The organism is Geobacillus thermopakistaniensis (assembly GCF_000498995.1).
GTDB classification, from domain to species: domain Bacteria; phylum Bacillota; class Bacilli; order Bacillales; family Anoxybacillaceae; genus Geobacillus; species Geobacillus thermoleovorans.
This window is the reverse complement of sequence record NZ_AYSF01000077.1, coordinates 1-17,797: the sequence shown is the minus strand read 5'-3', so window position 1 is coordinate 17,797 and position 17,797 is coordinate 1. Positions and strand designations below refer to the sequence as shown.

The following is a 17,797-nucleotide window of genomic DNA, read 5'->3' as shown; positions in this document are numbered from 1 at the left end:
AACCCGACGTTTAAAAATTTGCCGAAAAGGAAGAAAAAAACGATGGGCGAGAAGCTTGGGCCGTGCCCGCTTTGCGGCGGGACCGTCATCGACAAAGGAACGTTGTACGGTTGCGACCAGTACGCGAAAACAAAATGCTCGTTTACGATCTCCAAACGCATTCTCGGCAAATCGATTTCGGCGGCGAATGTGAAAAAGCTGCTGGCGCAAGGGAAAACAAATGTCATAAAAGGGTTTAAAAAAGGCGGGAAAACGTTTGACGCCATACTCGTTTGGGATGAAAACGAGAAGAAATTGTCGTTTCAGTTTCCGAAGCGGTGACGAAGGCAACAGGCGTTGGGGGATGGGAGGTTTGGCGAAAAGGCGGACCGATGGCGGCCCGCCTTTTTTTTGCCCTTTACTCCGTTCGCGGCTCTTGAATCCGCTCCATCAACCGCTCCGGCTCGCTCGGCGCGGCAAAGCCGAACTGCCTGTACAGCCCGTGCGCGTCTTTGGTCGCGAGCATCACCTTGCGGACAGCGGCGACATCAGGATGGGCGAGCACGCATGATAACAGCCATTTCCCGAGACCTTGCCCACGGTATGCTTCATCGATGAACACGTCGCACAGATAGGCGAACGTCGCCCGGTCGGTGATGACGCGCGCCATGCCAATTTGCCTGTCGCCGTGAAAAAGGGAAAAGCAGAGCGAATGGTCAAGCGATTTGAGGATCGTTTCGCGGCTGCGCTCATTCGCCCAATACGAGCGGGCAAGGAAGTCAAACACGCGCTCAAGCTGGACGCGGCGGCGGTCCGTCGTCACGGTAAATGGGCCGTTTTCGTAATCGATGATCGTCCACATGATCTGGCCTCCTTTTTCTCAAATGATACACCGAATCGGGTCAAATGGGAACGATTTTCGTTTTTATTAACCATAATAACATTATGTAAACAATAAGCTCCCCCTGGCTCCCTGAAGGCCGGTCAATGGCGGGGCAGACGACGGCAGGCGGCAATGCGGCCAGGGCGGTCTGGATAATCGGTGAACAGGCCGTCAACGCCCATGGCGCATAGGCGAGCGAGATCGTGTGGTTCATTGACGGTATAGACGTGAACAATGAGCCCGCGGCCATGGGCGGCGCGCACCCACTCTTCGGTGACGGCCGAAAGCGGCAAGCCGATGCCATCGGCATAGACGGCGATTTGTTGCAGCAGCTCGTCGCGGCCGCTGTGCGCTTCCTTCTCGTCGACCAATTGAATGAGCCGAATGCCGTGCGGGATGAGCGGCCGGAGCGCTTGCAAGCTTTCCGGGTGGAACGATTGAAACATGACGCGGCGCTGTTGCAGGAAACCGTGTTTTTTCAATAGATGGACGACCGCCTCTTCGATGCCGGGCTGTTTCGTTTCGATGTACAACGGGGCTTCCACACGCTCCGCTTTCAGCATCTGAATCATCTCATCAAGCGTCGGGATGCGCTCGCCGGCAAAGCGTGGATGAAACCACGACCCGGCATCCAGCCGCCTCAGTTCAGCGAACGAAAAATCATTTACCCGCCACGGAGCACGGCGCGGGTAGACCGTTTCGGCATTTGTCGTCCGGGCGAGCGTCGCATCATGCAGAGCAACGAGCTTCCCGTCTTTGGCTGCGCGCACATCGACTTCGATATAGTCCGCCTGCATGCGGGCGGCAAGGCGGTAGGATGAGAGCGTATGCTCCGGCGCGTATCCGGACGCGCCGCGGTGGGCGATGACGGCGGTTTTCGGCTGGCTGGATGGCTGCCAGGCAGCCGCGGCCGCTAAGACGATCGGCAACGATAACAAAAACAATGTGCAAAGATAGAAGCGAAAAACCGTGATCCGGCGCATATACATCTCTCCCCTTTCAGTATATCATATCGGGAAAACAAGTGCGAGGGAAAAACGAGGTGATATAGTGGGAAAAGGATGCTTGTACCGATAGTTTCGCACATCAAGCAAAGGGATATTCAGTTTGATGCATAAAGTGCGTTATCATGCCGCATACTGTAAACGACAACAAAACGTTGGGCTATAGCCAAGCGGTAAGGCAACGGACTTTGACTCCGTGATGCGCTGGTTCGAATCCAGCTAGCCCAGCTGAACGTCTGGTCAAACCGGAGGGGCTTTGAGCCGGTGAAAACGGTCTCCGCTATATATCGGCGCGGGGCCGTTTTTTATGGTTTCAATGCGATCGGTGGAATACATCGAAGCGATTGACGGCCACACAATGGTTTGGTTCACATCGCCGCGTTCGTGTCAGTCGTTCGAATGAAAGATCGTCGACAAAAAACTGCTGAGGCAGAAGGATTTTGGCGAATGACGGCGAATGCAAAACATGAAAGGGGAGAGCGACAATGAAAACAGCCGATTTATGCGATCAATTTTTAGACGAGTTGCAAGTATGCGAGTTGCCGTTCCAATCGTACGGCGGAAAGCGGGCGTTTTCCGGGCCGATTGCGACGGTCGATGTGTTTGAAGACAACGTCCTTGTCCGAGAAGCGCTGGAGACGGTGCCGCCGGGGACGGTGCTCGTGGTCGATGGAAAAGGCTCGCGCCGCGTCGCGCTATTAGGCGACCGGCTGGCGCAAATCGCTTGCGAGAGGGGGCTTGCTGGCGTCATCATCCACGGCTGCATCCGCGATTCAGCGGAAATTGGCGCCATGCCGATTGGCGTGATGGCGATCGGCACATGCCCGGTGAAAAGCAAAAAAGAGGGAAAAGGCTCACGCGACGTTGCGCTCGAGTTTGGCGGCGTCCGCTGGGAGCCAGGGGCGTACGTGTACGCTGATGCGGACGGCGTTGTCGTCGCCAACAANTGCGCTCGAGTTTGGCGGCGTCCGCTGGGAGCCAGGGGCGTACGTGTACGCTGATGCGGACGGCGTTGTCGTCGCCAACAAAGATTTGTTGGCGAAAAATGGTTGACGGCTGCGGTCGAGTCTCGTTCAATACAACGAACAGGTTGAGGCGATGGAGATGGAATGGCAGGAAGTGCGTTCATTGTATCCAAATCAATTTGTGAAATTACAAGTATTAAAGTCCCATTTAGAGGGAGATCAAGAAATCATTGAAGAGGTGGCTGTTATCGGAACGGTTTCGGACAAGGATGCAACTCGTGAGTTGCTGCAATCGAAAGGGAATCAGCTTGTTTATCATACTAGCCACAAGGAGATTGTTTTAAAAGTTCGGGGAGCGATTGGCCTGAGAGGGAAATTTCATTATGCAGATTGAATATCGTGAAGGCTTGCTGTTTGCATCGATCGAAATCGTTTATCAAGGAAGGTCTAAGTTGATTCATAATATGGTGATTGATACTGGTGCGGCGAAAACAGTGATTTCTCAAAATGCAGTAGAAGATATTCATTTGCGGGTAGAGCCGGGCGATCGTATTGTGGCTTATTACGGAATCGGTGGGAAAGAGTACGCGTTTACAAAAAAATTAGACTGTATTCAGCTAGATTCTTTCCAGCTAAGAGAGTATGAAATTGATTTTAGCGGGATGGACTATGAGGGGATTAACGGTTTGTTAGGATTGGATATATTGCTGGGCGCTGGATTTGTCTTAGACCTGGACAAGTTGGAGATGTATCGTTCTGGTTGAAATGGAACGCCCGCTCGAAATGCCAAAAAGAAGGAAAAGGCGCCCGCGACGTTGCGCTCGAGTTTGGCGGCGTCCGCTGGGAGCCAGGGGCGTACGTGTACGCTGATGCGGACGGCGTTGTCGTCGCCAACAANTGCGCTCGAGTTTGGCGGCGTCCGCTGGGAGCCAGGGGCGTACGTGTACGCTGATGCGGACGGCGTTGTCGTCGCCAACAAAGATTTGTCGGCAAAAAACGGTTGACGGCAACGCATTGGTTGTACTACGATGAAAACGGATGCTTGTTCCATGACAGCGCATATATGGCGGTAAGACAAACAAGGTGCCTAGCCCGCTTAGGGCTTGGGTGAAAAGGGAAGCTCGGTGAAAATCCGGCACGGTGCCCGCCACTGTGATGGGGAGCTTTGCGGCAACAAGTCACTGAAGGATGCTTCGGGAAGACGCCGCCAAGCGATGATCCTAAGTCAGGAGACCTGCCTTGTTTGGATCGGACGGATGCCTACGGGACTATAGGCAGACGTGCGGGAGAATGACGGCTTTAGGGGCCCTGTTTGGGCCGTTTACGGCTTTCGTATACATTTTTCTGCACCTCTGCTGTAGAGGTGCTTTTTCTTTTGTCGAAAAACCGTCCGTCTGCCGCATTTCATTCTACCATTCTAGCAAAAGGGGGGATTTGGTGGCGACGTGGGATTTGCGGGGAATGAAGCATCATGTGCTCATTTGCAACGGAGGGACGTGCCTCCGCCATGGCGGAGATGACGTGACAACCGCGGTGCGCGAGGAAATCGCCCGCCTTGGGCTTGACGACGCTGTCCATACAACAAGGACGCGCTGCAACGGCCGTTGCCAAGACGCATGCGTGATGATCGTCTACCCGGACGGCGTCTGGTACCGGCAGATGACGCCAGAGAAGGCGAAAGAAGTCGCGCGCGTCCATTTGGGTGAGGGTGTTCCGCTGCGGGAGTGGGCGACGTATGAGTATGAAGGGGAATTGGTGTTGACGCCGATCGGCGAGCGTGAGGCGGCAAGTGGAAAACGAAAAAACGAGCATATCGAGAAAGGAGCAAGCAGATAAATGAAAAGAACCGTTCGATGGAGCGGGATGATGGCTTTATTCGTTGTATATTTTTGGCTCACCAATGAAAACGAAGTAAATGCCATGCATATTATGGAAGGTTTTTTGCCTGTCAAATGGGCGCTGTTTTGGTGGATCCTGTTTTTGCCGTTTTTCTTGTTTGGGCTGCGCAGGCTTGTTCATGCTTCGAAGCAGCATCTCGAGCATAAGCTCCTGATGGCTTTAGCTGGTGCGTTTACGTTTGTGCTATCGGCGCTGAAAATCCCGTCGGTCACTGGCAGCAGTTCTCATCCGACCGGGATCGGGTTTGGATCCATTTTGTTTGGGCCGTGGGTGATGGTGGTGATCGGTACGATCGTCCTTCTGTTTCAAGCGTTGCTTCTTGCCCATGGAGGGGTGACAACGCTTGGAGCGAACGCGATGTCGATGGCAATCATCGGACCTTTCGTCGCCTACGGGCTGTATCAATTGTGCCGAAAAGGGGCGCTGTCAAATCGTGTTGCATTGTTTCTCGCCGCTTGCTTATCAGACTTGGCGACGTACGTCATGACTTCCCTGCAGCTCGCCTTGGCGTTTCCCGCACCTGATGGCGGAATCGTGGCCTCATTTTGGAAATTTGCGGGCATCTTCGCGATCACGCAAGTGCCGTTGGCGGTGACAGAAGGCATTGTAACGGTGATCGTCTGGAACTGGCTTGCTTCCTACCAAGCTTCTCCGCTGTTCCAAAGAGAAAAGGGGGCGTGAGGATATGAAGAAAAATGGTTTGCTCATCTTGCTCGCTGCTTTGCTCATCATCGGGCCGCTTTGGTGGGCGCGCGGATCGGAGTTCGGAGGAACAGACGACCAAGCGGAAAAAGCCATTCAAGCACTTCATCCGCAGTATCGCCCGTGGTTTGAGTCGATTTTTACCCCTCCTGGAGGCGAAGTCGAAACGCTGTTGTTCTCGTTGCAAGCCGCGCTTGGCGCCGGTGTGATCGGCTATGTCATCGGGTTGTACAAAGGACGATCGGAGCGGAAAAACAGCCATGATTCGCGAGTTTGATCGTTGGGCGTATGAAAATCGACTCCGCTCTTGGGGAGCGGAATGGAAATGGCTTATGGCCTCCGTTCTGCTTCTTATCGTCATGACCGGGGGCTGGCGCGAGCAATTGATCGTGCTTGGCGGGATGGCATACTGGATTATGGGGAGTGCAGGTGTACCGTTTTCCTTGTATGGAAAAGCAATGTTGGCCGCCTGTGCCTTCTTGGCCCCCAGCTTGCTGACGCTTGTCGTGTCGGTGTCTTTTCCGTTTCGAATTTCAATGATGGATAGCCAGTTGCAACTGGCTGCAGAGCTGGCCATTCGCTCTCTCGCCGCCTGGTCGTGCCTGTTTTTCGCCCTCATTACGACTCCGATGCCGGAGTTATTTTCCGTACTGCGAAGAATGCACCTCCCAGCTGCGCTCGTTGAACTTTGCTTTCTTATGTACCGCTTCATCTTTTTATTGGAACAGGCGGCCGCTGAGCTTATGTTGGCGTTGCGCGCCCGCAGCGGGGGGGCGCATTGGCGCCACGGTGTGATGCTGATGTATCAATTATGGATGAAAACGTGGCAATCGTATGAAGCATATAGCCGTTCACTTGCCGCCCGGGGCGGGATGGCGACGGTCGCATATACGCATCAAGCGAAAAAAGCGAGTGTGCGCCCTGTTGATATTGCGGCCGGCATCATAATGGCTCTGCTGCTTGGGGTGGCATGGCGGAAAGGGTGAAAACGTTGCTATTGCGAATGGAACAGGTGAAGTATGCTTACCATTCAACGCATTATGTGCTGAATGGGATTGATTGGGAGATTCTAGAAGGAAAAAAGTACGCTTTGATCGGGCCGAACGGATGCGGCAAAACGACGCTGTTTCTTCATTTGAATGGGCTGTTGCGGGCGCAGGAAGGAACGGTATATTGGAAAGGGCGCAACATGTATGAACGCGGCGCTGATTGGGCGCAATGGCGACGGGAAGTCGGCATCGTCTTTCAAAACCCGGAGCATCAAATTTTGGCCCCGCTTGTGCGCGATGAATTGACGATCAGCCTCACTCATGCCGGTGTCGATGCGGAAAGCATGAAGAAGGCGCTCGTTTCGATCGCAGAAGAATACAAACTCCATTCTTGGTTGGACCGTCCGACCCACCAACTTAGCCTCGGGCAGAAAAAATGGCTGACCCTTTGCTGCACGATGGCCACCAAGCCGGACTTGCTCGTGCTTGATGAACCAACCGCCTACTTGGACCAGCATCAGACAAAGCAGTTTCTCAAGCAAATTGATGCGATTCACCAGGCGGGGACGACGGTGTTGATCGCCACCCATGACATGGATTTCGTCTGGCAGTGGGCGGATGTCGTCGCGGTCATGCACGAAGGACGCGTCGTGATGCAAGGGGAGCCGGAAGACGTGTTTGCCGACCGTCAGCGGCTTTTGGACATTCGTTTGGATGTTCCGCTTTTTGTGCGGCTTTGGCAAGAGTGGCGGCCAAAGGAAAAGAACGTGCCCCGATGTTTTGTACCATGAAGGGAAATAAGCGGCGGCGAATTCGTTATGGAAAGTGGGCCTAATTGGCAAAGGAGGGGGATCATGATGAGCGGCAAATTGCTCATTGTCGGCTTTGGCCCGGGAAGCGTCGACCATATGACGAAACGGGCTCGGGAAGCGATTGAAGAAAGCGACGTCATCATTGGCTACAAAACGTACATCGAACTTGTGCGCGATCTGATTGTCGGAAAGGAAATCATCAGCACGGGCATGACGGAAGAGGTGAGCCGCGCCCAAGCGGCGGTGAAATGGGCGGAGCGCGGCAAAACGGTCGCCGTCATTTCAAGCGGTGACGCCGGGTTGTACGGCATGGCCGGGCTCGTGTATGAAGTGCTGATCGAAAAAGGGTGGACGAAAGACAGCTCGATTGAAGTCGAAGTCATCCCCGGCATTTCCGCGATCCATTCGTGCGCCGCGCTGCTTGGCGCACCGATTATGCACGATGCGTGCACGATCAGCTTGAGCGACCATTTGACGCCGTGGGAGCTGATTGAAAAGCGGATTGACGCCGCCGCCGCGGCCGATTTTGTCATCGCGCTTTACAACCCGAAAAGCGGACGGCGCACTAGACAGATTGTGGAAGCACAGCGCATCCTGCTCCGCCATCGGTCTCCGGAAACCCCGGTCGGTCTGGTGAAAAGCGCGTACCGCGAGCGGCAGCATATCGTCCTCACCGACTTGGCGCATATGCTTGACCATGAGATCGGCATGTTGACGACGGTGATTATCGGCAACTCAACGACATTCGTCCATGACGGCGTGATGATCACGCCGCGCGGCTACCAGCGCAAGTATCAACTAGCAGCCGCCGTCCAGCCGCTCAAACCGCATGAACGGCTGCGCAAAGAAGCGGAGCCGTGGGCGCTTGACCAGACGAAACCGCTGGAAGATGAGGACGAAGGAAGCACGGGGGCATCAGGACCGTCCGAAGCGGCTGTCCTCGCCGGGGACAACCAGAAGGATCGTGCTTTCACCGCCTTGGCCACCGCGGTTCGACCGCCGTCTGTTGCCGCGGCCACGAAGGAGGCCGAGCCAACGCCGCTGGCTGCCGTTTTGCCGACGCTTGCCGCGCCGCTGGCAAAAACAGCCAAACGGCAGCCGACCGCCGCGCCAAAACGGGTGAAAGAAACAGCCGAAGACGCGCTCGCCGCTTTAGAGAGACGGAAAACAAGAAAGACGGCGGCCGTGTTGTTGGAAGCGGCGGTGAGCCCGGGCGTGGCCAATAAACAGTTCACCCCGGAACAGCTCATTGTGCTTGCGGAAGTGGTAGGGATGGATGGAAAAATGACCTACACACCGGATCATTATATGAAAATCGAACGGTTGACAGAGGACCCAGATGGGCTTGTGGCCCGTCTCGTTGACGCCGGACTGATCGTGATGCCGGTCGGTGATGTGCTGACGGTGAAGGCATGTGATTTTTGCGATGGAGAGAAAAAAGACGCCATTCCATACGCGGAGGAATTGGCTCGCCGATTTGGCGGCATGGCGCTGCCGAAAGAGTTGAAGCTTGGCATCAACGGCTGCGGGATGGCGTGCTACGGCGCGGTGCACGAAGACATCGGGCTTGTGTACCGGAAAGGGAAATTTGATTTGTTTTTGGGCGGGAAAACGGTCGGCCGCAACGCCCATCCCGGCCAGCTCGTCGCGGAAGGCATTCCGCCGGAAGAAATTGTGGCGGTTATGGCAGAAATCATCGAACAGTATCAAGAACAAGCACATCCAAATGAACGGTTTCATAAGTTTTTCCGCCGCGTGAAGCAAGTCGGACGTTTTTCACACGAAGAGGCAAAACCGGCCGCGTCCATCGAAATGCCAGCTTGCGGTGAGTGACGGAAGCATGCGTTATATAAGTGCAGCTTGAACGTCTGCAGATGTCGTTGGTGTCGAAGCGACGCATCTTTTTCCGACAGTCGATCGAATAACCGGCTGGTTCCATAAAAGAGCATAGATGGGCGCCTCGCATTTGGATGAAGCGCCCATCGAGTCATTGCGCTTATAGGGAACGGCGGAAGACGTCCGCTAACAAAAGGGGGAAAACAAGGATGAGAGCCATTTTATTTGTCGGCCATGGCAGCCGCGACCCGGAAGGGAACGAGCAAGTGCGGCAGTTTGTCGACCGCCTGCGGCCGCGTTTGCGCGATTCGTTTCATATTGAAACAAGTTTTTTAGAATTTGGCCGTCCGTCGATCGGCGAAGGAATCGAACGCTGCGCCGAAGCCGGGGCAATGGAAGTGGCGGTCATTCCGCTCATTTTATTGCCGGCCGGGCATTCGAAGCTGCATATCCCGGCGGAAATCGATGAGGCCAAAGCGCGCTATCCGCATATGATGTTCCGCTACGGCCGCCCCATCGGCGTCCATGAGCAGACATTTGCTATTTTGCGCGAACGATTGCAAGAAATCGGCGAGCGGCCGGAGCAGCCGGATGACGGAACAGCGGTCATTTTGCTTGGCCGCGGCGGGAGCGATCCGGATGCGAACAGCGACTTGTATAAAATCGCCCGCCTCTTTTGGGAACAGACCGGCTATGCGCTCATCGAGCCGGCGTTTATGGGCGTGACGACGCCGTCGCTTGATGATGCTGTCCGCCGCTGTCTCATGCTCGGAGCTAGGCGGATCGTTGTTCTTCCGTATTTTTTATTCACCGGCATCCTGATTAAGCGGCTTGAGCAGCAAATGGCGCAATACCAAGCTGAGCACTCGCATATCTCGTTTGCGCTTGCCGGCTATTTTGGATTTCATCCGAAGCTTGAGGAGATCGTGCTTGACCGCCTCAACGAGGTGCTCGGCCAAACGGTGGCGATGAATTGCGACATCTGTCAATATCGGCTGCACGCCGCCCATCATCACCATCATCATCACCATCATTGAAGGAGGAAGCGTCCGATGATTTTATTGTTAGCTGGAACAAGCGATGCCCGCGAATTGGCGGTGATGATCCAACAAGCCGGCTATAACGTAACCGCGACGGTCGTCACCGATCACGCGGCCGAACAGCTCCGATCGGCCGGCATTCGCGCCTATGTCGGCCGCTTGGATGCGTCCCAGCTTGCCGATCTGGCCAAAGCCGAGGGGGCCAAAGCGATTGTGGACGCGAGCCATCCATTTGCTGAAGAGGCGTCAAAAAACGCCATGCAAGCGGCAGCAGACGCCGGGTTGCCCTACATTCGCTACGAGCGGCAGGCGTCTTCGTTTTCATCCGAGAAGGTGACATTTGTCGACAGCTATGAAGAAGCGGCTGACTTGGCGGCGGAAAAAGGCGGCGTCGTGATGCTGACGACCGGCAGCAAAACGCTCGACATTTTCGCCGCGAGGCTCATCGGTCGCCCGGACGTCAAGGTGATTGCGCGGATGCTGCCGCGGAAAGACAATCTCGACAAATGCGAGCGGCTCGGGTTTTCCCAAGAGCAGATCGTCATGATGCAAGGGCCGTTTACGAAAGAGCTCGATCGGGCGCTATACCGCCATTTTGGCGTCACGGTCGTCGTCACGAAAGAAAGCGGCAAAGTCGGGTTTGTCGATGAGAAAATCGCTGCCGCCGAGGAGCTCGGCATTGATGTCATCGTCATCCGCCGCCCACGGTTGTCATACGGCATCGTGCATCACGATTTTGCCGGCGTGCTCGAGGCGTTGAAGCAGCATGCGCCGCTTCCGGCCGTGTAAAGAATGGGATTCTAGCGGCCGCTCATGCAAGCGATCATGAAGAAAGGAGAGAATTGTCATGGACTTCCATACAACATTTCGTCCGGCGACGGTGCAGCCGGAACAAATTGAAGCGCGCAGCTTTCAAATCATTGATGAAGAGATCGGCGAGCATTCATTTACAGAAGAACAATACCGAATCGTTCAGCGCGTCATCCATGCATCGGCTGATTTTGAGCTGGGCAAAAGCCTCATTTTCCACCCGGATGCGATCCGCTCAGGCATTGATGCCATTCGCAGCGGCAAGCTCGTCGTCGCCGATGTGCAAATGGTGCAAGCCGGCGTCAATCAAGCGCGGCTTGCGAAGTTCGGCAGCGCGGTGCGCGTCTATATTTCTGATGAAGACGTGATCGCTGAAGCGAAACGGTTGAATACGACGAGGGCGATTGTGGCTATGCGCAAAGCGGTGAAAGAAGCGGAAGGCGGCATTTTTGCCATCGGCAACGCTCCGACAGCGTTATTGGAGCTCATTCGCCTCATCAAAGAAGGAGAGGCGCGGCCGGGATTGGTGATCGGCTTGCCGGTCGGATTCGTCTCGGCGGCGGAATCGAAAGAAGAATTGGCGAAGCTCGATGTGCCGTTCATCACCAACCGCGGCCGCAAAGGAGGAAGCACCGTGACCGTCGCTGCCTTGAATGCTTTATCGCTGCTCGCCGAGCGAGCGTGACGAACGATGGAAACGAAAAAAACGCTGCGTGAAGGGTATACGACCGGATCGTGCGCGACAGCGGCAACGAAAGCCGCGCTCACGGCGCTCATCACTGGCCAAGTGCAGGCGGAGGCGACGATTCGGATTCCGATCGGGCGGGTGGTGACCTTTTCGCTCGCCTCTTGTTCGTTCGATGGCGAAACGGCGACGGCCTCGGTCGTGAAGGATGGCGGCGATGACCCAGATGCGACGCACGGCGCGCTCATCGTTTCCACTGTCTCGTGGGCCTCGTCGCCGGGCGTTCATATCGACGGCGGTGAAGGGGTCGGACGCGTCACCAAACCCGGCTTGCCGGTGCCGGTCGGGGAAGCGGCGATCAATCCAGTGCCGCGGCAAATGATCCGCGAAGCCGTCAATGAAGTGCTGGCGCAATACGGTCTACATCGCGGGGTGAAGGTCGTCATTTCTGTGCCCGGCGGCGAGGAAATCGCCAAAAAAACGTTGAACCCGAGACTAGGCATCATTGGCGGCATTTCGATTTTGGGGACGCGCGGCATCGTCGTTCCGTTCTCCACCGCCGCCTACCGGGCGAGCATCGTGCAGGCGCTTCAAGTGGCGAAAGCGAACGGCTGCCGCCATGTTGTCATCACGACCGGGGGGCGGAGCGAGAAATACGCCATGCAAGAATATCCACATTTGCCGGAAGAAGCGTTTATCGAAATGGGCGATTTTGTCGGCTTTACGCTGAAACAATGCAAACGGCTTGGCATCAAGATGGTGTCGATGGTCGGGATGATGGGAAAATTTTCGAAAGTCGCTCAAGGAGTGATGATGGTGCACTCGAAAAGCGCCCCGGTCGACTTTGGCTTTTTGGCTGCCATCGCCGAGCAGGCAGGTGCTGGCCCAGAACTGGTGGCTGCGGTGCGCGGCGCGAATACGGCGGCGCAAGTCGGCGACATGATGCAAGAGGCCGGTTGCATGAAGTTTTTCGAGCTTTTGTGCGAAGCGTGCTGCCAGGCGGCGCTTCACGAAGTGGGAGGCGGTCTGACGGTGGCGACGTCCATTTACACAATGAACGGACAACAATTAGGAAAGGCGGTGCAGACCGATGGGGACGATGAAGTTGATCGGTGTGGGTGCTGATGGGCAAGCAAGTCTTCCTGAGCTGTATCGACGCTGGATTGATGAAAGCGAGCTGCTTGTCGGCGGCGAACGGCAGCTGGCGATGTTTCCTGAATACAAAGGAGAAACGATCATCATCCGCCGCGGACTGGCGGAGCTGGTGGAGCGGCTCCGCCATGAGACGCGCAACACGGTCGTGCTTGCTTCCGGCGATCCGCTCTTTTACGGCATCGGCAGCTATTTGGCCGGCAAATTGCCGATCGACGTGTATCCGGCCGTCAGCTCAGTGCAATGGGCGTTTGCGAAAATGGGCGAGTCTTGGCAAGACGCGGCGTTTGTCAGCGTCCATGGCCGGCCGNGTAGCCAATGAAAAAATGAAGCCGAAAACTCTTTTACGGCATCGGCAGCTATTTGGCCGGCAAATTGCCGATCGACGTGTATCCGGCCGTCAGCTCAGTGCAATGGGCGTTTGCGAAAATGGGCGAGTCTTGGCAAGACGCGGCGTTTGTCAGCGTCCATGGCCGGCCGCTCACCGGTTTGGCTCAGCGGATCGACGGGCGGCGCAAAGTCGCCATCTTAACCGATGAGACGAACTCGCCGGCCGCCATCGCCCGCTATTTGCTCGAGTACGGCATGACGGAATATGAGGCGTTTGTCGGCGAGGAGCTCGGCGGGCCGAATGAGCGATGCCGGTTTTTCAAGCTAGAAGAAATGGCAGAAACCGAGTTTCTTCCATTAAATATAGTCATTTTGAGGCAAACCGCTCCTGGTCCGATTTGGCCGCTCGGCATTGACGATGATGAATTTTTCCAACGCAAGCCGGACAAAGGGCTGATTACAAAGAAAGAAATTCGCGTCTTAAGCGTAAGCGCCTTGCGCTTGCGCCCGGACAGCGTCGTCTGGGACATTGGGACGTGCACCGGTTCGGTCGCGATTGAAGCGGCGAAAATCGCCCGCGACGGGGCGGTGTTTGCGATTGAAAAAAATGAATACGACCTCGAGATTTGCCGGCAAAACTTGCGCAAATTCCGCGTTGACATCACGCTTGTGCACGGCAGGGCGCCCGATCGGCTCGATGAGTTTGCCGACCCGGATGCCATCTTTATCGGCGGCACGTCAGGCGCGATGTCGCCGTTGTTGGACGTCTGTGCGAAACGGCTGAAGAAAAATGGACGCATCGTGATCAACGCGGCAACGGTTGAGACGCTTGCTGAAGCGGGCTGCGAGCTGCGCAGCCGTGGATTTCATGTTGACATCACGCTCGCGCAAGTGTCGCGAAGCAAGCCCATTTTAGAGTTGACGCGCTTTGAGGCGCTCAATCCGGTGTATATCATGACAGCCAAGCGGGAGGGAGACGAATGACCGGCACGTTGTACGGCATCGGTGTTGGCCCGGGCGATCCAGAGCTCATGACGGTGAAAGCATACCGCCGCCTAAAAGAAGCGGATGTCATCGCCTATCCAAAAAAAGGGCGGCAAAGCAAAAGCTATGCGGAACAAATTATTGATGCGTATTTTGCGCCAGAGGAAAAACGGCGGCTCGGCCTGCATTTTCCGATGACAAAAGACCGAGCCTTGCTTGAGCCGAAGTGGAACGAGGCGGCGGACGCCATTTGGGCGGAGCTGTCGGCCGGGCGCGATGTCGCGTTTGTGACCGAAGGCGATCCGCTGTTGTACAGCACGTTCATCCATTTGATGCACGTAATGGAGCGCCGCTATCCGGAAGCGCCGATTGAAGTCGTCCCCGGCGTCAGTTCGGCCAACGCTGCTGCCGCTAGGCTTCGTCTGCCGCTGGCGGATGGTGATGAAACCGTGGCGATCGTGCCCGCCCGCGACGATGTTGAGGCGATGAAAGCAGTGCTTCTTGAGCACGATTGCGTTGTCTTTTTTAAAGTGGCGAAAGTGATCGATTTGCTGGTTCGTCTGTTGCGGGAACTCGATTTGCTTCATCGCGCCGCTGTTGTGACGAAAGTTTTTCGGCCTCTTTTTCTTAGCACTCANGGCGAAAGTGATCGATTTGCTGGTTCGTCTGTTGCGGGAACTCGATTTGCTTCATCGCGCCGCTGTTGTGACGAAAGTGACGTCCGGCGAGGAAGTCGTGTGGAAGGTCGAGGAGCTCGACGGAGCGGAACTCGAATATTTGACATTGATGGTGGTGAGAAAGTGAAGCTGTATATCGTAGGGGCGGGGCCGGGAGCGCCGGATTTGATCACGGTTCGCGGCGCCGAGCTTCTCGCTGCTGCCGACGCCATTTTTTACACCGACTCGCTAGTGAGCGCGGAATTGATCGAGCGCTACCGGAAGCCGGATGCTGACGTTTTCCATACCGCCGGCATGCATTTAGAAGAAATGGTCGCGGCAATGGCGGAGCAAGTGAAACAAGGACGGCTTGTCGTGCGCGTCCATACCGGTGATCCATCGATTTACGGGGCGACGCTTGAGCAAATCGCCTTGTTGAAAGAAGAAGGAATTGAAGTGGAAATCGTCCCCGGCGTCAGTTCGGCGTTTGCCGCCGCGGCCGCCGTGCAGGCGGAGCTCACCGTTCCGGAATTGACGCAGACGGTCATTTTCACCCGCGCCGAGGGGCGGACGCCGATGCCGCCGCGTGAGAAATTGCAGGAGCTGGCGCAGCATCATTGCACGCTCGTTCTTTTTTTAAGCGCGACGCTTGCCAAAAAAGTAAGCGCGGCGCTCCTTGAAGCGGGTTGGAGCGGTGATACGCCTGTCGCGATCGTCTATAAGGCGACATGGCCGGATGAAGTCGTGATTCGTTCCACCGTTGCCACAATGGCTGACGATATGCGGCGCCATGGTGTGACGAAACACGCGATCATGTTGGCCGGTTGGGCGCTCGATCCCCATATTCATGAGCGCGGCTACCGTTCGAAGCTGTACGACCGCACGTTTACGCACGGATATCGAAAGGGGGAGAAGTAAGGTGGGAGTTGCTGCCGCGAACAACAAAAGACACGGCGCCTATGCTGTCGTGGCCATTACGAAACACGGGGTCGAGATCGCCCGACGCCTTGGAGGCGCTCTTGCGGGAGCGGACGTTTATTATACGGATAAATTCGCCCGCGGCGATGAAGCCAAGCACGGGATCCGCTTGTTTTCCGGCAACGTCAGGGCCTTGTTGCCGGAGTTGTTCGCCCGCTATGACGGACTCATTTGCATCATTTCGCTCGGCGCTGTCGTACGGATGATCGCTCCGCTGTTAAAAGACAAAAAGACCGATCCTGCGGTCGTGGTGATCGATGATAAGGCTGAACATGTGATCAGTGTTCTTTCCGGCCATTTGGGCGGAGCGAACGAACTGACGCGGCGCGTTGCTGCCATTTTAAGCGCCCGCCCGGTCATTACGACCGCTTCTGACGTGCAGCAGACAATCGCCGTCGATCTGTTCGGTCGCCAGTTCGGCTGGGAATGGGAATCAGCTGACAAGCTGACGCCGGTGAGCGCCGCGGTCGTGAATGAAGAGCCTGTCGCGATCGTGCAAGAGTCGGGGGAAACCGGCTGGTGGCCGGAAGGGCGGCCATTGCCCAAAAACATTGCCGTGTACGGCTCGATCGCGGAAGCGCTCGCTGCCCGCCCGGCGGCCGCGCTTGTGGTCACTCATCGCTTGCTTGCGCCGGAAGAAGAGGCCATTTTGCAAAACGGCGTTTTGTATCGCCCGAAAGTAATCGCGCTTGGCATCGGCTGCAACCGCGGCACATCGGCTGACGAAATCGAAGCGGTCATCCATGAGACGCTCAATGAGCTGCGCTTTTCGATGAAAAGCGTCAAAGCGGTGTGCACCATTGATTTGAAAAAGGATGAACAAGGACTTTTGGAGGTAGTCAACAAATATAGATGGGAATTGGTTGCGTATACGCCAGAAGAGCTGAACACGGTGTCGATCGAAGCGCCGTCGGAAACGGTGTACCGCTACACCGGCGCGTATGGGGTGAGCGAGCCGGCGGCGAAATTGTACAGCGGGGCCGATCGGCTGGCGCTGGTGAAAAAGAAGTCCGGCAATGTGACGATTTCCGTGGCGCTCATCGATCATCAAAAGAAAGCGACCATGCAGGGAAAGGGGAAAGAGGCATGCGACGGCTTGTCATCGCCGCACCGGGAAGCGGCGCCGGCAAAACGACCGTGACGCTTGGATTGATGGCGGCCATGAGGCAGCAAGGATATACGGTGCAAGGGTTTAAATGCGGCCCGGACTACATCGATCCGACTTACCATACGGCTGTGACCGGCCGGCCGGCGCGCAACTTGGACAGTTGGATGATGGGAAGCGAAGCGGTCAAAACGGTGCTCGCCAACGGTTGTCAAGGGGCTGATATCGCCATCATCGAGGGGGTGATGGGGCTGTTTGACGGGAAACAGCCGCTTTCTGACGAGGGGGCGACGGCTGAAATCGCCGTATTGACCGAAAGCCCGGTGCTGCTTGTCGTCGATTGTTCCGGCATGGCCCGCAGCGCCGCCGCCATCGTCCATGGGTTTCAAACGTTTCGCCCCGATGTGCGCCTCGCCGGCGTATTTGCCAACCGCGTCGGCAGCGAAGGGCATTTTCGGCTCGTCAAAGCGGCAGTCGAGCAAACGTGCGGGGTGCCGGTCGTCGGGTTTCTCACGCAAGACGAAGCGTTGGCGCTGCCAGAGCGCCATTTAGGGCTCGTGCCGTCGGTGGAGCGCGGCGAACTGGATTCGTTTTTTGCCGATCTGGGGAGAAAGGTGGCGCGCACGATCGATTGGGAGACGCTCCTTTCGATTGCAGAAGCGCCAGCCCTTTGTTCTCCGGCGCCGCTCATTCGCCCTTCGCGGCCGTATCGCGTGCGCGTGGCGGTTGCCAAAGATGCCGCCTTTCATTTTTACTATCCGGAGAATCTGGAGATGCTTTCTGCCTGCGGCGCGGAGCTTGTCTACTTTTCTCCGCTCGCCGGCGAGCCGCTTCCGGATGGGGTGAACGGATTGTATATCGGCGGCGGGTTTCCGGAAGAGTTTGCCGCCGAGCTCGCCAGGCAAGCCGCGGTCAAACAGTCGATCCGCGCCGCCATCGAACACGGGTTGCCGACGTTGGCCGAGTGCGGCGGGTTTATGTTTCTCAC

At 56.3% G+C, this 17,797-nt stretch carries 20 protein-coding genes, 1 tRNA gene, 6 pseudogenes and 1 riboswitch; of the genes and pseudogenes, 25 read left to right on the top strand and 2 right to left on the bottom strand.

The genetic code is table 11. From position 1 onward, the window contains the following. A partial coding sequence (locus T260_RS0120780; RefSeq protein ID WP_031213086.1) for a topoisomerase C-terminal repeat-containing protein occupies positions 1–321 on the top strand: 321 nt, incomplete at its 5' end. 76 nt (positions 322–397) lie between these two features. On the opposite strand, the gene T260_RS125035 is transcribed toward T260_RS0120780, so the two are convergent. Together T260_RS125035 and T260_RS125040 are read right to left on the bottom strand one after the other, a co-directional pair. Then, the gene (locus tag T260_RS125035) at positions 398–841 is read right to left on the bottom strand and encodes a GNAT family N-acetyltransferase (protein WP_014195907.1); all 444 of its coding nucleotides are present in this window, start codon (positions 839–841) and stop codon (positions 398–400) included. 122 nt (positions 842–963) lie between these two features. Continuing rightward, a complete protein-coding gene (locus T260_RS125040; RefSeq protein WP_023634358.1) occupies positions 964–1,845 on the bottom strand; it encodes a glycerophosphodiester phosphodiesterase family protein in 882 nt (293 codons plus the stop codon). A gap of 177 nt (positions 1,846–2,022) precedes the next feature. Between T260_RS125040 and T260_RS125045 the strand changes: the two genes are divergently transcribed. The 24 genes and pseudogenes from T260_RS125045 to T260_RS125125 form a co-directional block, all read left to right on the top strand. Beyond that, a tRNA-Gln gene (locus tag T260_RS125045) sits at positions 2,023–2,094 on the top strand. A gap of 257 nt (positions 2,095–2,351) precedes the next feature. Then, positions 2,352–2,867, top strand: coding sequence for a ribonuclease E activity regulator RraA (gene rraA / locus T260_RS125050; protein WP_023634357.1), 516 nt, complete (start codon positions 2,352–2,354; stop codon positions 2,865–2,867). Continuing rightward, positions 2,845–2,919 (top strand): annotated as a pseudogene (locus tag T260_RS1000000140820) (ribonuclease E activity regulator RraA); the annotation flags it as partial. The gene rraA and the pseudogene T260_RS1000000140820, both read left to right, overlap by 23 nt. A 51-nt stretch (positions 2,920–2,970) precedes the next feature. Next, a complete protein-coding gene (locus tag T260_RS125055) occupies positions 2,971–3,225 on the top strand; it encodes a hypothetical protein (RefSeq protein ID WP_008880145.1) in 255 nt (84 codons plus the stop codon). Further along, positions 3,215–3,595 carry a retropepsin-like aspartic protease gene (locus T260_RS125060; RefSeq protein WP_008880146.1) on the top strand — a complete coding sequence of 127 codons (381 nt, stop codon included), beginning with the start codon at positions 3,215–3,217 and terminating at the stop codon, positions 3,593–3,595. Before T260_RS125055 ends, T260_RS125060 begins: the two co-directional genes overlap by 11 nt. A 17-nt stretch (positions 3,596–3,612) precedes the next feature. Next, a pseudogene (locus T260_RS1000000140335) lies at positions 3,613–3,726 on the top strand (RraA family protein); the annotation flags it as partial. Further along, entirely contained in the window at positions 3,701–3,835 is a 135-nt protein-coding gene (locus T260_RS1000000140555; RefSeq protein ID WP_023634356.1) for an RraA family protein, read from the top strand. The pseudogene T260_RS1000000140335 and the gene T260_RS1000000140555, both read left to right, overlap by 26 nt. A gap of 60 nt (positions 3,836–3,895) precedes the next feature. Beyond that, a riboswitch (cobalamin riboswitch) is annotated at positions 3,896–4,087 on the top strand. A 181-nt stretch (positions 4,088–4,268) separates the two neighbouring features. Continuing rightward, positions 4,269–4,667, top strand: coding sequence for a (2Fe-2S) ferredoxin domain-containing protein (locus T260_RS125065; RefSeq protein WP_008880147.1), 399 nt, complete (start codon positions 4,269–4,271; stop codon positions 4,665–4,667). Beyond that, positions 4,668–5,411 (top strand): energy-coupling factor ABC transporter permease, encoded by a 744-nt coding sequence (locus tag T260_RS125070; protein WP_011887479.1) that lies wholly within the window; start codon positions 4,668–4,670, stop codon positions 5,409–5,411. It abuts the gene before it with no gap. A 4-nt stretch (positions 5,412–5,415) separates the two neighbouring features. Then, positions 5,416–5,709 carry an energy-coupling factor ABC transporter substrate-binding protein gene (locus T260_RS125075; protein ID WP_008880150.1) on the top strand — a complete coding sequence of 98 codons (294 nt, stop codon included), beginning with the start codon at positions 5,416–5,418 and terminating at the stop codon, positions 5,707–5,709. After that, entirely contained in the window at positions 5,693–6,418 is a 726-nt protein-coding gene (locus T260_RS125080; protein ID WP_008880151.1) for an energy-coupling factor transporter transmembrane component T family protein, read from the top strand. Before T260_RS125075 ends, T260_RS125080 begins: the two co-directional genes overlap by 17 nt. Then, on the top strand, positions 6,415–7,212 hold the full coding sequence (locus tag T260_RS125085; RefSeq protein WP_008880152.1) for an energy-coupling factor ABC transporter ATP-binding protein: 798 nt from the start codon (positions 6,415–6,417) through the stop codon (positions 7,210–7,212). Before T260_RS125080 ends, T260_RS125085 begins: the two co-directional genes overlap by 4 nt. Before the next feature lie 63 nt (positions 7,213–7,275). Then, complete coding sequence (gene cobJ, locus T260_RS125090) at positions 7,276–9,066, top strand: precorrin-3B C(17)-methyltransferase (protein ID WP_008880153.1); 1,791 nt, start codon at positions 7,276–7,278, stop codon at positions 9,064–9,066. 212 nt (positions 9,067–9,278) lie between these two features. Beyond that, positions 9,279–10,106, top strand: a complete 828-nt coding sequence (locus T260_RS125095) for a sirohydrochlorin chelatase (protein WP_023634354.1) — start codon at positions 9,279–9,281, stop codon at positions 10,104–10,106. A 15-nt stretch (positions 10,107–10,121) separates the two neighbouring features. Further along, positions 10,122–10,898 carry a precorrin-6A reductase gene (gene cobK, locus T260_RS125100; RefSeq protein ID WP_008880155.1) on the top strand — a complete coding sequence of 259 codons (777 nt, stop codon included), beginning with the start codon at positions 10,122–10,124 and terminating at the stop codon, positions 10,896–10,898. A 58-nt stretch (positions 10,899–10,956) separates the two neighbouring features. Beyond that, positions 10,957–11,604 (top strand): precorrin-8X methylmutase, encoded by a 648-nt coding sequence (locus T260_RS125105; protein WP_014195898.1) that lies wholly within the window; start codon positions 10,957–10,959, stop codon positions 11,602–11,604. A gap of 6 nt (positions 11,605–11,610) precedes the next feature. Next, on the top strand, positions 11,611–12,729 hold the full coding sequence (locus T260_RS125110; protein WP_014195897.1) for a cobalt-precorrin-5B (C(1))-methyltransferase: 1,119 nt from the start codon (positions 11,611–11,613) through the stop codon (positions 12,727–12,729). Continuing rightward, a pseudogene (cbiE, locus tag T260_RS0120775) lies at positions 12,695–13,054 on the top strand (precorrin-6y C5,15-methyltransferase (decarboxylating) subunit CbiE); the annotation flags it as partial. The gene T260_RS125110 and the pseudogene cbiE, both read left to right, overlap by 35 nt. Positions 13,055–13,095: 41 nt before the next feature. Next, positions 13,096–14,070 (top strand): annotated as a pseudogene (locus T260_RS0120770) (bifunctional cobalt-precorrin-7 (C(5))-methyltransferase/cobalt-precorrin-6B (C(15))-methyltransferase); the annotation flags it as partial. Next, positions 14,067–14,681 (top strand): annotated as a pseudogene (gene cobI / locus T260_RS0120765) (precorrin-2 C(20)-methyltransferase); the annotation flags it as partial. The pseudogenes T260_RS0120770 and cobI, both read left to right, overlap by 4 nt. A 28-nt stretch (positions 14,682–14,709) precedes the next feature. Beyond that, positions 14,710–14,874, top strand: a pseudogene (locus T260_RS1000000141025) (precorrin-2 C(20)-methyltransferase); the annotation flags it as partial. Continuing rightward, positions 14,871–15,644, top strand: a complete 774-nt coding sequence (gene cobM / locus T260_RS125115) for a precorrin-4 C(11)-methyltransferase (RefSeq protein WP_011231288.1) — start codon at positions 14,871–14,873, stop codon at positions 15,642–15,644. The pseudogene T260_RS1000000141025 and the gene cobM, both read left to right, overlap by 4 nt. A gap of 1 nt (position 15,645) precedes the next feature. Continuing rightward, entirely contained in the window at positions 15,646–16,845 is a 1,200-nt protein-coding gene (locus T260_RS125120; protein WP_008880161.1) for a cobalt-precorrin 5A hydrolase, read from the top strand. After that, the coding region (locus tag T260_RS125125; protein ID WP_023634353.1) for a cobyrinic acid a,c-diamide synthase CobB at positions 16,791–17,797 on the top strand (1,007 nt) is incomplete at its 3' end. The genes T260_RS125120 and T260_RS125125, both read left to right, overlap by 55 nt.